12 protein-coding genes are annotated in these 14,364 nt (G+C 75.7%); 10 read left to right on the top strand and 2 right to left on the bottom strand.

Annotated features, from left to right (window positions below):
• Positions 1-170: 170 nt before the first annotated feature.
• From J4709_RS42710 to J4709_RS42695, 4 genes are all read left to right on the top strand, one after another.
• Positions 171-1,802: a PucR family transcriptional regulator gene (locus J4709_RS42710; protein ID WP_208250772.1), complete on the top strand. Its 1,632-nt coding sequence runs from the start codon at positions 171-173 to the stop codon at positions 1,800-1,802.
• Between the two features lie 82 nt (positions 1,803-1,884).
• On the top strand, positions 1,885-2,664 hold the full coding sequence (locus J4709_RS42705) for an alpha/beta fold hydrolase (protein WP_208250770.1): 780 nt from the start codon (positions 1,885-1,887) through the stop codon (positions 2,662-2,664).
• Between the two features lie 39 nt (positions 2,665-2,703).
• Positions 2,704-3,471 carry a methyltransferase domain-containing protein gene (locus J4709_RS42700; RefSeq protein WP_208250768.1) on the top strand — a complete coding sequence of 256 codons (768 nt, stop codon included), beginning with the start codon at positions 2,704-2,706 and terminating at the stop codon, positions 3,469-3,471.
• Positions 3,472-3,560: 89 nt separating this feature from the next.
• Positions 3,561-4,694 (top strand): carboxylate-amine ligase, encoded by a 1,134-nt coding sequence (locus tag J4709_RS42695; protein WP_307802041.1) that lies wholly within the window; start codon positions 3,561-3,563, stop codon positions 4,692-4,694.
• Between the two features lie 4 nt (positions 4,695-4,698).
• Here the strand turns inward: J4709_RS42695 and J4709_RS42690 are convergent, their stop codons facing one another.
• Complete coding sequence (locus tag J4709_RS42690; RefSeq protein WP_307802040.1) at positions 4,699-5,532, bottom strand: TrmB family transcriptional regulator; 834 nt, start codon at positions 5,530-5,532, stop codon at positions 4,699-4,701.
• Positions 5,533-5,594: 62 nt separating this feature from the next.
• Between J4709_RS42690 and J4709_RS42685 the strand changes: the two genes are divergently transcribed.
• Together J4709_RS42685 and J4709_RS42680 are read left to right on the top strand one after the other, a co-directional pair.
• Complete coding sequence (locus J4709_RS42685; protein WP_232384901.1) at positions 5,595-6,242, top strand: class I SAM-dependent methyltransferase; 648 nt, start codon at positions 5,595-5,597, stop codon at positions 6,240-6,242.
• 45 nt (positions 6,243-6,287) lie between these two features.
• Positions 6,288-7,169, top strand: a complete 882-nt coding sequence (locus J4709_RS42680; RefSeq protein WP_208250766.1) for a lysophospholipid acyltransferase family protein — start codon at positions 6,288-6,290, stop codon at positions 7,167-7,169.
• 19 nt (positions 7,170-7,188) lie between these two features.
• Here J4709_RS42680 and J4709_RS42675 read toward each other — a convergent pair whose 3' ends face one another.
• Entirely contained in the window at positions 7,189-7,719 is a 531-nt protein-coding gene (locus J4709_RS42675) for a helix-turn-helix transcriptional regulator (RefSeq protein ID WP_208250765.1), read from the bottom strand.
• Between the two features lie 198 nt (positions 7,720-7,917).
• On the opposite strand from J4709_RS42675, the gene J4709_RS42670 reads away from it, so the two are divergent.
• From J4709_RS42670 to J4709_RS42655, 4 genes are read left to right on the top strand one after another with little or no spacing between them, the layout of a single operon-like run.
• The gene (locus J4709_RS42670; RefSeq protein WP_208250760.1) at positions 7,918-9,168 is read left to right on the top strand and encodes a hypothetical protein; all 1,251 of its coding nucleotides are present in this window, start codon (positions 7,918-7,920) and stop codon (positions 9,166-9,168) included.
• Positions 9,165-11,615, top strand: a complete 2,451-nt coding sequence (locus tag J4709_RS42665; RefSeq protein ID WP_307802039.1) for a serine/threonine-protein kinase — start codon at positions 9,165-9,167, stop codon at positions 11,613-11,615. The genes J4709_RS42670 and J4709_RS42665 overlap by 4 nt, the downstream gene beginning before the upstream one ends.
• The gene (locus J4709_RS42660) at positions 11,612-13,012 is read left to right on the top strand and encodes a PP2C family protein-serine/threonine phosphatase (protein WP_307802038.1); all 1,401 of its coding nucleotides are present in this window, start codon (positions 11,612-11,614) and stop codon (positions 13,010-13,012) included. The genes J4709_RS42665 and J4709_RS42660 overlap by 4 nt, the downstream gene beginning before the upstream one ends.
• Complete coding sequence (locus J4709_RS42655) at positions 13,009-14,364, top strand: vWA domain-containing protein (RefSeq protein WP_208250757.1); 1,356 nt, start codon at positions 13,009-13,011, stop codon at positions 14,362-14,364. Before J4709_RS42660 ends, J4709_RS42655 begins: the two co-directional genes overlap by 4 nt.

Below are 14,364 nucleotides of genomic sequence, written 5' to 3'. Positions count from 1 at the left end.
GCCCAAGTCTCGTTCCGGCGGGACCGCGGGGCCAGCGGCAGAGTGTCACGACAGCGGGCCGCCGGTTGACGGAGTGGAACGCGCGGCACCCGCACCCCTCCCCCGGCGCCGACATCCTGTAAACCGGACGGGCGCTCCCGTTGACAGCCTGTCGGATATCATCGCGGGCGATGCTGCCCACACTCGACGACGTCCTCCAGCTCGACGCGGTCCGCCGCGGGCAGCCGCACGTCGTCGCGGGCGCCGACCGCACCGGCAACCTCGTCCGCTGGGTCCACGTCGCCGAGGTCACCGACATCGCGCACCTGCTGCATGGCGGCGAGCTCGTCCTCACCACCGGCATCGCGCTGCCCGACGAGCCGGAGCGGCTGCGCGCCTACATCGCCGAGCTCGCCGACGTCGGCGTCAGCGGCCTGATGATCGAGCTGGGCCGGCGCTACGCCAGCCGGCCGCCCGCCGCGCTGGTCGCCGCCGCCGAGGACCTCGGCCTCCCCGTCATCGTGCTGGCGCACGAGCCGGCGTTCGTGGACATCACCGAGTCCGTGCACGCCCGGATCGTCCAGGAGCAGTTCGCTGAGCTGCGCGCCTCCGAGCAGCTGCACGAGATCTTCACCCAGCTGTCGGTGGAGGGCGCCTCCACCGACGAGGTCGTCCGGCAGGTCGCCGCGATCGGCGGGCACCCGGTCGTGCTGGAGAACCTCTCGCACCGGGTGCTGGCCGCCGACGCCGACGGCCGCGACCCCGCCGAGCTGCTGTCGGCGTGGGAGACCCGCTCGCGCGCCGTCCGGCTCCGCACCCGCACCGGCTACGACGCCGCGTCCGGCTGGCTCGTCACCACGGTCGGCGCCCGCGGCGAGGACTGGGGCCGGCTGATCATCGTGCTCGGCTCGCCGCCGTCGCCGCGCGAGACCGTGCTGGTCGAGCGGGCCGCGACCACCCTCGCGCTCGGCCGGCTGCTGGACCGGCACGCCGAGAGCGTCGAGCGGCAGGCGCACGGCACGATCATCGCCCGGATCCTCGCGCACGCCTACTCCGACCCGCAGGAGGCCGCCGCCCGCGCCCGCGCGCTCGGCGTGCCGCTGTCCGGGCGGCGGCTCCTCGGCGCCGTGCTGCGCCACCGCGGCCCCGCGCACACCGCGCGCGGGGCCGCGCCGCCCGTCGGCGAGTTGTCGGCGCTCGCCGAGACGGCCGCCGCCGCCTGCCGGGACGCCCGCCTCGCCGCCCTCGTCGGCGTGCTGGACGAGGGCGGACCGCAGGCCCGCGTCGGCGTGCTCGCCTCGCTGCCCGCCCGCGCCGACGCCGAGACCGCGCTCACCGAGGTCGCCACCCGGATCCGCAAGCAGTCCGGCGGCGACACCGTGATGGCCGCCGGATCGGTCGTGGAGACGATCCGCGACGTCCGCCGCTCGTTCCTGGAGGCCGAGCAGGTCGCCGACGTCGCCGCCCGCGGCGCGGGGAGCCGGCTGTTCTACCGGCTGCCCGACCTGCGGCTGCGCGGCCTGCTGCACCTGCTGCGCGACGACGCCCGCGTCCAGACGTTCGTGGAGCGCGAGCTCGGGCCGCTGCTGGAGTACGACGCGCAGCGCGGCAGCGACCTGACCCGCATCCTGGAGCTGTACCTGGAGTCCGGGCGGAACAAGGCCGTCGCGGCCCAGCAGGCCCACCTGTCGCGCCCGGCCTTCTACGAGCGGCTGCGGCGCATCGAGCGGGTCCTCGACGCCGACCTCGACGACGTCGAGTCGTGCGTGTCCCTCCACGTCGCGCTGCTCGCGCTCAGCTCCGTCCGCTGGGAACGCTCCTGACCGGCGCGGCGGGCCGGAGATCGGCGCAAGGCGATCGGCGAACGGCGGCACCGGGGCTTACTCCGCGTTTACGCTTTCCAGCATGACGGACGCGGCGTTGCATGTTCATCGGTACGGAGATCCCTCGGAGGCGCCGCTGGTCGCCCTGCACGGGGTCACGGGCCACGGGGCCCGGTGGAGGCGGACGGCCGAGCGGCACCTCGCGGACCGGTACACCCTCGCGCCCGACCTGCGCGGGCACGGCCGCTCCCCGCACGAGCCGCCGTGGGGCGTGGAGCAGCACGTCGAGGACGTCCTCGCCGTCATGGACGCCGAGGGCCTGGAGAAGGCCGACCTCGTCGGGCACTCCTACGGCGGGATGATCGCGGTGCATCTCGCGCGGACGGCGCCGCACCGGGTGCGGCGGCTCGTCCTGCTGGACCCGGCGATCGGGCTCGACCCGGCCGGGGCGGCCGAGACCGCGCGCGGGTACATGGCGGAGGTGTCGTTCGCGGACGCCGTCGAGGCGCGGGCGTCGCTGGTGGCGCGCTGGGCCGGGGCCTCCGAGGAGTCCGTGAACGACGAGGTCGCCGCGCACCTGGAGCACGGCCAGGACGGGCGGACCCGCTGGCGGTACGAGCGGGCCGCGATCGTGGCGGCGTACTCGGAGATGGCGCGCCCGCACGTCCCGCCGCCCGCCGGCCTGCCGACCCACCTGGTGATCGCGACGCTCGCCGACCTGGTCCGGCCGGAGTTCGTGGTGGACTGCCGCGCCGCCCTCGGCCCCGCGCTGACGATCAGCGAGATCGAATGCGGCCACATGCTCTACATCGACCGGCTTGAGGAGACGGGCGCGCTGCTGCGCACATGGCTGGCACCGTGAGCGCACACTTCCTCCACATCCGGCTGCTTTGATCGCCGCATGGCAGCGAGCATCGACTACCTCGACAGGGTCGCCGGGACGGACGAGGCGCACGCCTACAAGCGCCACATGCTGGAGTCCCTCGCCGTGGAGCCCGGCCACACGGTGCTCGACGCCGGCTGTGGGCCCGGCACCGACCTGGCCGCCCTCGCGGCGGCCGCGGGACCGTCCGGCACGGTGATCGGCGTTGACCACGACCCTGCCATGGCGGACGCGGCGCGCCGCCGCACCGCGGACCTGCCGGGCGTCCGGGTGGAGCAGGCCGACGCGCACGCCCTCCCGCTGGAGGCCGGGAGCGTGGACCGGGCCCGGATGGACCGGGTGATGATGCACCTGGACGACCCGTCCCGCGCCCTCGGCGAGCTGCGCCGCGTCCTGCGGCCGGGCGGGCTGCTGGCGCTCGCCGAGCCCGACTGGCACACCCTCGCGATCGACCACCCCGATCTCGGGGCGAGCCTGGCGCTCACCCGGTTCGTCGCCGAGAACGCCAACCGCAACCAGGCGATGGGGCGGCAGGTGCCGAGGCTGGCGGAGGCGGCGGGGTTCACGGTGCTGTCGGTGCTGAACGCCGCGCCGGTCTTCCGCGACCCGGCCAAGGCCGAACAGGTGTTCGGTATCCGCCGCAACACCGGCCGCGCCGTCGAGGCGGGCCGCCTCGACCGGGACGCCGCCCGGCGGCTGCTGGATCATCTGGAGCACGGCCCGGTCATGGTGACGGCCTCGTTCATCATCGTCGTCGCCCGAGCAGAATCCGCGGCGGACCGCTAGCCCGCCGGGGCGCCTTCTTCGCGCCGCCTCCGGCCACCCGGCTGTCACCCGGGGGATGTAGTTCAGTGCACTGAGGGCACAACCATCTAGTGACACTTCGCAGTTGGGCGGGTATGCGCACGTTCGGGGTGGAAGAGGAGCTGCTGCTCGTCGACCCCGCCAGCGGCGTGCCGCAGGCCGTCTCCGGCTCCGTCGTCCAGTACGCGCGGCGGCACGCCGAGGTGCTGTTCAACGGCGGCAGGCACTCCCAGCCGCTGGAGTGCGAGCTGCAGCGCGAGCAGCTGGAGATCTGCACGCCGGTCTGCCGCACCCTCGACGAGGTGTCCGCGCACGTCCGGTCGGCCCGGCAGGCCGCGGCGCAGGCCGCGGCGGGCGTCGGGACCACCGTCGCCGCCCTCGCCACCTCCCCCGTCACCGTCCGCCCGTCGCTGTCCCCGTCGCACCGCTACCGGCGCATGTCCGACACCTACGGGACCACCATGGACGAGCAGCTCACCTGCGGCTGCCACGTCCACGTGGGCGTGGAGTCCCCGGACGAGGGCGTCGCCGTCCTCGACCGGATCCGGCCCTGGCTGCCGGCGCTGCTGGCGCTCAGCGCGAACTCCCCGTTCTGGCAGGGCGTCGACACCGGCTACGACAGCTGGCGGCACCAGGTGTGGGGGCGCTGGCCGTCCAGCGGCCCCACCGAGCTCTTCGGCTCCGCCAAGGCCTACCGGGCGACCGTCGAGGCCCTGCTGGCCACCGGCGCGCTAGTCGACGAAGGGATGATCTACTTCGACGCGCGCCTCTCCCGCCGCTACCCCACCGTGGAGATCCGCGTCCCCGACGTGTGCATGCGGGCCGACGACGCCGTGCTGATCGCCGCCCTGGTCCGCGCGATGGTCGACACCGCCGCCGAGTCGTGGCACAACGGCGAGCCGCCCGACCCCGTCCGCGCCGACCTGATGCGGCTGGCGATGTGGCGGGCCGGACGGTCCGGGCTGCGCGAGGACCTCGTGCACCCGGCGACACGCCGGGCCGCGCCCGTCGAGGACGTCGTCCGCGCGCTGCTGGACCACCTCGGCCCCGCGCTCGACCGCGCCGGCGACCTGGAGACCGCCACCCGGCTGCTGCACGGCCTCCTGGAGCACGGCAACGGCGCCCAGCTGCAGCGCGCCGTCTACGCCCGCACCCGCGACGTGACCGCCGTCGTCGCCGACGCCGTCGGCCGCACCACCGCCTGAACGCTCAGGAGCGGGCGCGGCCGAGCAGGCGCAGCAGGCCCGGGTCGGTGGCGAACAGCCGGTCGATCTCCCCGGCGCCGACCCGGTCCGCGAGGATCTGCAGGGCGATGTCCTGCCGGACGTACTCGGCCGCCATCAGCGCGACCGCCGGGTCGGCGGTGTAGATCCCCCACGCCGCGCCCTCGCCGAACCCGCCGACGACGGCCTCCCGCCGGTCGCCGACGACCACCAGGAGCCGGTAGCCGAGATCCTCCAGGACCGCCTCAGGCGCGGAGTATCTGTGCTGGTAGACGGCCCCCGGACCGGCGCCGCCGAACGGGTCGGCGTCCTCGCCGAACGAGACCACCGACACCTCGACGTCCCGCTCGGCGGCGTCCACGACGGCCTCCCGCAGCCGCCGCATCTCCTCCGGCCACACCGACATGACCAGGCCGCGCCGGGCACCGGCGATCACGTCCTCCGCCCGGTCGAGCATGGCCTCGGCGTCCTTCAGGCCGTGGATCAGATGGCCCTCCGGCGCCGCCGCCACCGCGGGCAGCGCCGACCGCAGCACCGTCACCGACCCGTCGAACTCGCGCCGCATCCGGTCGAGCAGCGCCTCGGGCGGCAGCGGCAGGTACTCGGTCGCGTCGGACGATCCCCGCAGCTCGTAGGCGGCGCCCCGCGCGACCAGCTTCCCGAGCGTCTCGTACACCGTGCTGCGCGGCACCCCGGACCGCTTCGCCACCTCGTACCCGTTGACCGGCCTGCCCGCCCCGACGAGCGCCACGTACGCCTTGGCCTCGTATCCGGACATGCCGAGCCGCTGCAGATGCTCAAGGACGTCCCGCGCGCTCACCGCCGCAATGCTAGTTCTTCGGCCGTCCCCCGTCGCCGGACCATGGGTGCCAGAATCCGGGGATGGAGCGGCGGTTGGACGACGCGGCGCTGGAGATGTCCCCGGTGGTGGCCAACTGCGCCATGAACCGGGAGCGGACGCTCGCGTCGTACGGGCGGGAACTAGGGCTCGACGTGCTCGCGGAGATCGGCGGCGGCTGGCTGGACCTGTGCTGCGGCGCGGGGCGCGCGCTAGCCGAGGCCGCGGCTCGGCGGCCCGGGGCGCGGATCACGGGTGTCGACCTTGCGGGGCACTTCCTCCCGGCGGCGAGCGCCGTGCACCTGGTCACGGCGTCGGTCGCGGAGTGGTCGCCGGACGCGTCGTACGACCTGATCACCTGCGTGCACGGGCTGCACTACGTCGGCGACAAGCTGGGCGTGCTCGCCCGCGCCGCGTCGTGGCTCGGCCCGGACGGCCTCCTCGTGGCGAACTTCGAGGTGGCGAGCGTCCGGCTCGCCGGCGGGGCGCCGGGCGGCCGGAGGGTCGCGGCGGCGCTGCGCGAGGCGGGGTTCCGCTACGACGGGCGGCGCCGCCGGATCTCGCTGCGCGGGCCGCGCGAGGTGCGGCTCCCCTACCGCTACCTGGGCGCCGACGACCGGGCCGGGCCCAACTACACGGGGCAGGCCGCGGTCGACTCGTTCTACGAGCCCGACCCAGTAAGCGTTCGCTGACCCTCGTGTCAGGAGCGCCGGTCGGCCTCCCTTACGATCGGCGCCATGGCCTCCCCTCTCGACTGGACCCCGCCGTCCGACGCGCTGATCCGCACCGCGAGCCTGGCGCTGGAGCCGTGGCGCGCGTACACCTCGCCCGTCTTCCACGGTCTGGAGAACGTGCCGCGGGAAGGCCCGGCGCTGCTGGTCGGCAACCACACGGTGTACGGGGTCGTCGACGCGCCGCTGATCTTCTTCGAGATCCACCGGCGGCGCGGGGTGTGGGTGCGGTCGCTGGCCGACCACGCGCACTGGCGGATCCCGGGCTGGCGCACGGTGATGGACATGGGCGGCTCCGTCGACGGGACGCGCGACAACTGCCGCGCCCTGCTGCGGGACGGGCAGATGGTCGTGGTGTTCCCAGGGGGCGCGCGGGAGGCCACCCGCGACCGTGCCGACCGGTACCGGCTGCAGTGGGAGGGCCGGCTGGGCTTCGCCCGCCTCGCCGTGGAAGCGGGCTGCCCGATCATCCCGTTCGGGTCGGTCGGGGTGGAGGAGATGTTCACCACCGTGCTGGACCCGGGCAGCCCGCTGCTCGCCCCGGCCCGGCTGCTCGGCCGCGCCGTCCTCGGCGAGCGCGGCCGGCGCGACGACGTGCTGATGCCGGTGTCGCGCGGCGTCGGGCCGACGCCGATCCCGCGCCCGCAGCGGCTCTACTTCGGCTTCGGCGAGCCGATCGACACCTCCCTGTGGGCCGGCCGCGCCGACGACGACCGGGCGGTCACCGAGGTGCGCGACCTGGCCCGCAAGTCCGTCGAGGAGATCATCCACGGGCTGCGCGCCGAGCAGCGCGACGACCCGTCCCGCACCCCGGCGGGCCGGGTCGCCCGCTCGGCCGGGCGGCTGCTGAGCCGGGCCGTCCGGGGCCGGCGCCTGGTCCTGCGGTAGGCGCCGGCCCGGATCCGCGTCAGGCCGCGTGCGCGGCGCGGCGCTGGAAGGGCAGGTAGCGGTCGGCGCGGCGGGGCCGCGAGGGCAGGCCGGTGGACTCGACCGCGAGGACGCGGTCGAACCGGAAGGCCCGCACGCCGCGCCGCATGCGGCACCAGCCGACGAGGTACCAGTGGTCGCGGTGGACGAGGCAGGTGACGGGCTCCACCTCGCGGATCGTCACGTTCGCGCCGGCGTCGCCGTAGCAGAGCCGGACGACCCGGTGCTCGGTGATGGCCGCGGCGATGACGCGCGCGCGGTCGGCGGTGGAGGCGTCCAGGGGCGCGGTGAGGGTGGCCAGGGTGGCGGCGACCACGTCGTCGCCGCCGGCCGGGTCGAGGAGGGTGCGCAGGGCGCGGCGGGCGGTGGCGGCCTGCGGGCCGGCGCCGAGGTGCGCGAGGGAGAGCGCGAGGGCCGCGATCTCGGCGGCGGTGAGCACGGTGTGGTCGAGGACGGTGCCGGCCGCGCCGTGCGCGGGGGTGGTCCGAAGGTGCGTCGCAACGTTCGCCATGGTTCGATCATACGTTCGAACACTGACATTTCGCAGTGGCCGGGACGCCCGGAAAGCGTCACCTGACGCACGGCGGGCGACCCGGGGCGCTCCGAACGCGCACCTGCTTGAGATGCCCACGGTGCATGGGGAACACTGTGCCCCAAAACGTGCTCTATTCGGGGGAATCGGGGGCGAACACATGATCGTGGACGGGCGGTGAACGACGCATGGGCGGCCCGGCCTCCGTTGGACCGCGACGGGGCGGACCGGGCGCTGGCGCATCTGCGCGACGAGAAGGAGCGCATCAGCACCGCTCTGCTCGAACTGGAGGGGCACCAGGGGTACCAGCTGCTCGACGGTGCAGCGCTGGACGGCAAGACCCGGCGCCTACAGGCCGAGGTGCGCGCGCGCATGGCGGAGCTGTGGGCGCTGTTCGACCACTACGGGCGCGTCCTCGGTGAGGCCGAGCAGCTGCGCGCCCGGCACTCGCGGCCGGACCGGGAGCGGCTCGCCGAGCTGACCCGGCTGCTGGCGGGCCCGTCGGTCGAGCTGCCGGCCGCGGAGGTCCCGCTCGAACGCCGGACGCTGCTGGCCGTCCCGTCCGGCGAGCGGCTGACGCTGCAGGCGGTCGTGGCGCGCATGACGCCGCTGTACGAGGACGTCGCGAAGACCGTCGCCGGGCTCGACGCCGTCTGGTCGGCGCTGCTGTCCCGGCTCGCCGACGTCGAGGCCGAGCAGCGCGCCGCCGCCGTCCTGCTGGCCTCGCTCGGCGGCACGGACCCCGACCTGGAACGGCTGACCACCGAACTGGGAACCGTGGCCGCGGTCGTGCGCGGCGACCCGCTGGCGCTGGCGAGCGGCGGCCGCGCCGACACCGGCCGGCTGGACGCGCTGCGGACCGCGCTGGCGGACGTGCGGCGCGGCCTGGAGGAGGCGCAGCGGCTCCGCGACGGCTTCGCCGACCGGATCGCCGGGCTCGGAGCCGTGCTCGACGAGCTGCGCGCGACCGAGGCGGAGGCGCGGCGCGTCCGCGACGAGGTGCGCGCGAAGATCGCCTCGCCGGTGCTGCCGGACCCGCCGGACATGTCCGCGACCCTCGCCGACCGGCTCTCGGCCGCCGGCCGGCCCCCGCACGGCACGGCCGCGCGTGCAGGCGGCTGGAACGACCTGGCCGACCGGGTCGCCGACCTGGAACGGGCGATGCGCACCGCGCTGGACCAGGCCCGCGGGGACGTCGAGGTCGTCCGGGGCCTGCTGGACCGGCGCGAGGAACTGCGCGGGCGGCTGCAGGCGTACCGGGCCAAGGCCGCCCGGCTCGGCGGGTCCGAGGACGCCGAACTCACCGCGATCTACGAGCGGGCCCGCGAGCTGCTCTGGACATCGCCGTGCGACCTGCGCGAGGCGACCGCGACGCTGGCGGGATACCAGCAGGCCATCACCTCGCGGGCGAAGGGAGCGGAACGTTGAGCCAGTGCACAGTGGCGGGCTGCGGCGGAACCATCGAGGACGGTTACTGCGTCATATGCGGCATGCCGCCCGCCGCGCCGAACCCGTCCCCCACGTCCGGTTCGCCCGCGCCCGGTTCGGGCGCACCGGACGCCTGCGCCCAGCCCGGCTGCGCCGGGACGATCGTGGACGGATACTGCGACGAATGCGGCTCCGCGGCCGCCGCGCCGGCCGCGCCGGCCGCGCAGGCGCCGCCAGGCCCGTCCGCCGGCTCCGCGCCGCCGGACGGCAAGTGCCGCCAGCCGGGCTGCTCCGGCACGATCGTCGACGGATACTGCGACGAATGCGGCTCGCCGCCCGACCAGCCGTCCGCCGCGACCGGCAGCACCGGCACCACCGGGACGACCCGGACGGGCAGCACCCGCACCGGCTCGTCGCGCTCGTCCGGACGGCGCGGGATGCTCGGCGCCGGGCTCGTCGAGGTGCCGCGCGTCCCGTACCGGGACCCGTCGTCGGCGGTGATGAGCGACCCGCAGGTCGCCGAGAGCAAGCGGTACTGCTCCAACTGCGGCGAGCCGGTCGGGCGGGGCCGCCCGGACCGTCCGGGCCGCACCGAGGGGTTCTGCCCGAAGTGCGGCACCGGGTTCTCCTTCACCCCCAAGCTCGCGTCCGGCGACCTCGTCGCCAACCAGTACCGGGTGCTCGGCTGCATCGCGCACGGCGGCCTCGGCTGGATCTACCTGGCGCAGGACGAGCGGGTCAGCAACCGGTGGGTGGTGCTCAAGGGCCTGCTGGACACCGGCGACGCCGACGCGAGGATCGCGGCGGAGGCCGAGCGCGCCTACCTCGCGGCGGTCGACCACCCCAACATCGTCAAGATCTACAACTTCGTCGAGCACCAGGGCGACGACTACATCGTCATGCAGTACGTCGGCGGCCAGTCCCTCAAGGACATCCTGCTCGAGCAGCCGCAGCCGGCCGGCGAGAAGCACCTGCCGCTCACCCGGGCCATCGCCTACGGCCTCGAGGTGCTGCGCGCGTTCGACTACCTGCACGCCAACGGCCTGGTCTACTGCGACTTCAAGCCGGACAACGTCATCCAGTCCGAGGAGGAGCTGAAGCTCATCGACCTCGGCGGCGTGCGGCGGCTGGACGACCCCGACGGCGCCATCTACGGCACGATCGGCTACCAGGCGCCGGAGATCGCCGACGTCGGCCCGTCCGTCGGCTCCGACCTCTACACGGTGGGGCGCGCGCTGGCGGTGCTGAGCTTCCCGTTCCGGGGCTACACCCGGGAGTACGCGGAGGCCATCCCGCCGCGCGAGGAGGTGCCGCTGCTCCGCGAGTTCGAGTCCTACGACCGGTTCCTGCGCCGGGCGGCGCACAAGGAGCCCGCGGAGCGGTTCCAGGACGCGGCGGAGATGGCCGAGCAGCTCACCGGCGTGCTGCGGGAGGTGCTGGCCGCCGAGGAGGGCGCGCCGTGCCCCGCGCCGTCCGCGCTGTTCGGGCCGGAGCGCTTCGCCCCGTGGATGGCGGGCGACCTCGCGGCCGCGTCCGCGCTGCCGCCCGTCCCGGCGGCGACCGCGGCGGCGACGCTGCCGGTGCCGCTGGTGGACGGCGCCGACCCGGCCGCCGCGTTCCTCGCGGGGCTGACCGCGCTGGACGACGAGCAGCTCGGCCCGGTGCTGGAGAACGCGCCGGAGCGCACGCCCGAGGTGCTGCTCGCGCTCGCCCGCGTCAAGATCGAGACGGGCCGTTCGGACGAGGCGTCGGCGCTGCTCGACGGGCTTGAGCAGAGCCTCCCCGGCGACTGGCGGGTGGACTGGTTCCGCGCCGTGGCGCTCCTCGCCGAGGGAAGGCTCGCCGAGGCCGAGCCGCGCTTCGACCGGCTGTACGGGCTGCTGCCCGGCGAGGCCGCGCCGAAGCTGGCGCTCGCCTACTGCCGCGAGGCGTCGGCGCCGGACGAGGCCGTCCGGCTGTTCGAGCTGGTGTGGCGGACCGACCAGGGCTACCTCACGGCGGCGTTCGGCCTGGGCCGGGTGCATCTGGCCGCGGGCCGCCGCGCCGCCGCGGTGAAGGCGCTGGACGCGGTTCCGAAGATCTCCATCCGGTACGTGCCCGCGCAGGTCGCGGCCGTGGCGACGGCGGTGCGCGGCCGCGCGCCCGCGGAGCTGTCGGCGGCCGACCTGGTCGCGGCGGGCGAGCGGCTGGAGGCCCTGGACCTGGACGACGAGCGGCACGACCGGCTCGCCGCCGAGATCCTGGAGGCCGCGCTCGACTGGCTGCCGTCCGGGTCCGGGAACGGTGCGCGGGGCGGTGCGCTCATGGGCGCGCCGCTCGCCGAGGCCCCGCTGCGGCGCCGGCTGGAGCGCACCTACCGGGAGATGGCGCGCCGCGCCCGCAGCCGGGGCGAGGCCCGGCTGCTGATCGACTCCGCCAACGCCGTACGCCCGAGGACGCTGCTGTGACCGACGACCCGACCGCCGACCGCGCCGCCGAGACCGCCGGCGGCACCGCCGGCGGCACGACCGCGGCCAAGCCCGCCGAGCCGACCTGCCCCGTGTGCAAGGAGGTCGTCTACCCGGGCTACGTGTTCTGCGAGAACTGCGGGCACAAGCTCGGCGATCCGCCGCCCGCGGGCCCGGACGACGCCGGCGCGGCGCCCCGGGAGGGCGCGACCATCCGGCAGAGCTCGGCCTCGCTCGCCCGGCGGCGGGCGGCCGGCGCGGAGCGCCCGTGCCCGGAGTGCGGCGGCGCGGAGATCGACGCGGACGGCTACTGCGAGCGGTGCGGCATGCGCCAGCCCGCCGAACGCGACCACGTCGAGATCGGGCTCCCGGCGGCCGGCGCGCCGGACGGCCCGGACGCGAACGGCCCCGGCGTCCTCCTCGCCGCCGGGGCCAGCGACCGCGGCAAGCGCTACAGCCGCAACGAGGACGCGCTGGCCCTCACCGCGCACGCCGCCGGCGTCGTGGCGGTCGTGTCGGACGGGGTCGGCTCCTCGCAGCGTCCGGACGAGGCGTCCCGCGCGGCCGCCGACACCGCGGCCGCGGAGCTGGCGGAGCTGCTGGACGGGGGCCGCGACCCCGAGGAGGCGACCCGCGCCGCGGCGCTGAAGGCGGCCGCCGCGGTCGCGGCGCTCGCCGCGTCCCCGGCGGAGGCGCCGTCGTGCACGTACGTGTCGGCGGTGACGCGGGGCGGGGCGCTGACCGTCGGCTGGATCGGCGACAGCCGGGCCTACTGGCTGGCCGCCGAGCGGGGCGACACGGCCGACACCGGCGGCGAGGAGACCCGGCCGGACGCGACGCGGCCGGACGGCGCCGGGCCGGACGACACCGAGCCGAACACCGGCGACACCGAGCCGAACACGGGCGACATGGCCGAGCTGGGCGCGTCCCGGCAGCTCACCGAGGACGACTCGTGGGCCGCGATCATGGTGGCGCAGGGCGCGCTGACCGAGGCCGAGGCGGAGGCGCACCCGAACGCGCACGTCATCACCGCCTGGCTGGGCGCCGACGCGGGCGAGGTCAGGCCGCACGTCGCGACGTTCCGCCCGACCGGCCCCGGCACGCTGCTGGTGTGCAGCGACGGCCTGTGGAACTACTTCCCGGCCCCCGCCGACCTGGCGTCCCTCCTCGGCGGGCCCGCAGGGGCACCCGCGAACGAGACCCCTGAGGCGGAGGGCGCACCGGCCGCCGGCGAGCGGCCCGACCCGGCCGCCGACCCGCTCGGCGCCGCGCGGGCGCTGGTCCGGCACGCCCTCGACGCCGGCGGGCGCGACAACATCACCGTCGCGGTCATCCCCTTCCCCTCGCCCCCAGTCCCCCCGCGCACGCATACCGAGAGCACGGAGCAGCACCGATGAGCGAGCAGCCGCAATTCACGATCAAGGTCGACCAGAACAAGTTCCTGCCCGCGGGCGGCCGCGAGGTGCACGCCGTCGTGTCCGTCGAGGCGACCGGCCCGGCGCTGCCCGCGCCGTCCGCGGTGGACGCCGCCGTGGTGATCATCATCGACACCTCCGGCTCGATGTCGTACCCGGACAGCAAGCTGCGCGCCGCGGTCGCCGCCGCGCAGACCGCGGTGGACACGCTGCGCGACGGCGTCGAGTTCGCGATCGTCTCCGGCTCCAACACCGCGTCGATGGTCTTCCCGCAGCAGCCCGGCCTGGTCAGGGCCGGTGACGGCAGCAGGCGGCGGGCCAAGGACGAGCTGAAGCGGCTGAAGGCGTCCGGCGGCACCGCGATCGGGTCGTGGCTGCGGCTCGCGGCCCAGATCTTCGACGCCCGCCCCGGCGCGATCCGGCAGGCGATCCTGCTGACCGACGGCAAGAACCAGCACGAGACGCCCGAGCAGCTGAACGCCGCGCTCGCGCACTGCGAGGGCCGGTTCGTCTGCGACTGCCGCGGCATCGGCACCGACTGGGAGGTCGCCGAGCTGCGCCGGATCGCCTCCGCGCTGCTCGGCAGCGTCGAGTTCATCCGCGACACCGCCGACCTCGCGGCCGACTTCCAGGCGATGACCGAGGCGGCGATGGGCAAGGCCGTCGCGGACGTGGCGCTGCGGGTGTGGACGCCGAAGACCGCGACGCTGAAGTTCGTCAAGCAGGTCATGCCGTCCGTGGACGACCTCAGCGGCAAGCGGGTGGAGTCGGCGCCGCAGGCGGGCGACTACCCGCTCGGCGCGTGGGGCGCGGAGAGCCGCGACTACCACGTGTGCGTCGAGGTGCCGCCGGGCGAGATCGGCAAGGAGGTCCGCGCCGCCTGGGTGAAGCTGGTCGTGCCGGGCGCCCCCGGCGAGGAGGCGCAGGTGCTCGCGACCGGGAACGTGCTCGCGCAGTGGACCGACGACGAGGCCCTCTCCACCAAGATCAACCCGCGGGTCGCCGACTACACCGGGCAGGCGGAGCTGGCGCAGGCGATCCAGGAGGGACTGGAGGCGCGCGGCAAGGGCGACGTCGACACCGCCACCGCGCGGCTCGGCCGGGCGGTCGTGCTGGCCGACCAGGCCGGCAACGAGGAGATCACCGCGCTGCTGCGCCGCGTGGTGGACGTCGTCGACCCGGCGACCGGGACCGTCCGGCTGAAGCGGGACGTGGACAAGGCCGACGAGATGACGCTCGACACCCGGTCCACCAAGACCGTCCGGACGCGCGGGGGCGGGACGCCGCCGACCCGCAAGGACGAGACCGTGCCGACGCGTCGGGGCGAGGGCTGA

This window comes from Actinomadura violacea (assembly GCF_017573465.1).
Taxonomy (GTDB): Bacteria; Actinomycetota; Actinomycetes; order Streptosporangiales; family Streptosporangiaceae; genus Spirillospora; species Spirillospora violacea.
The sequence above is the reverse complement of the archived record's forward strand: the minus strand, read 5'-3'. Positions and strand labels throughout refer to the sequence as shown.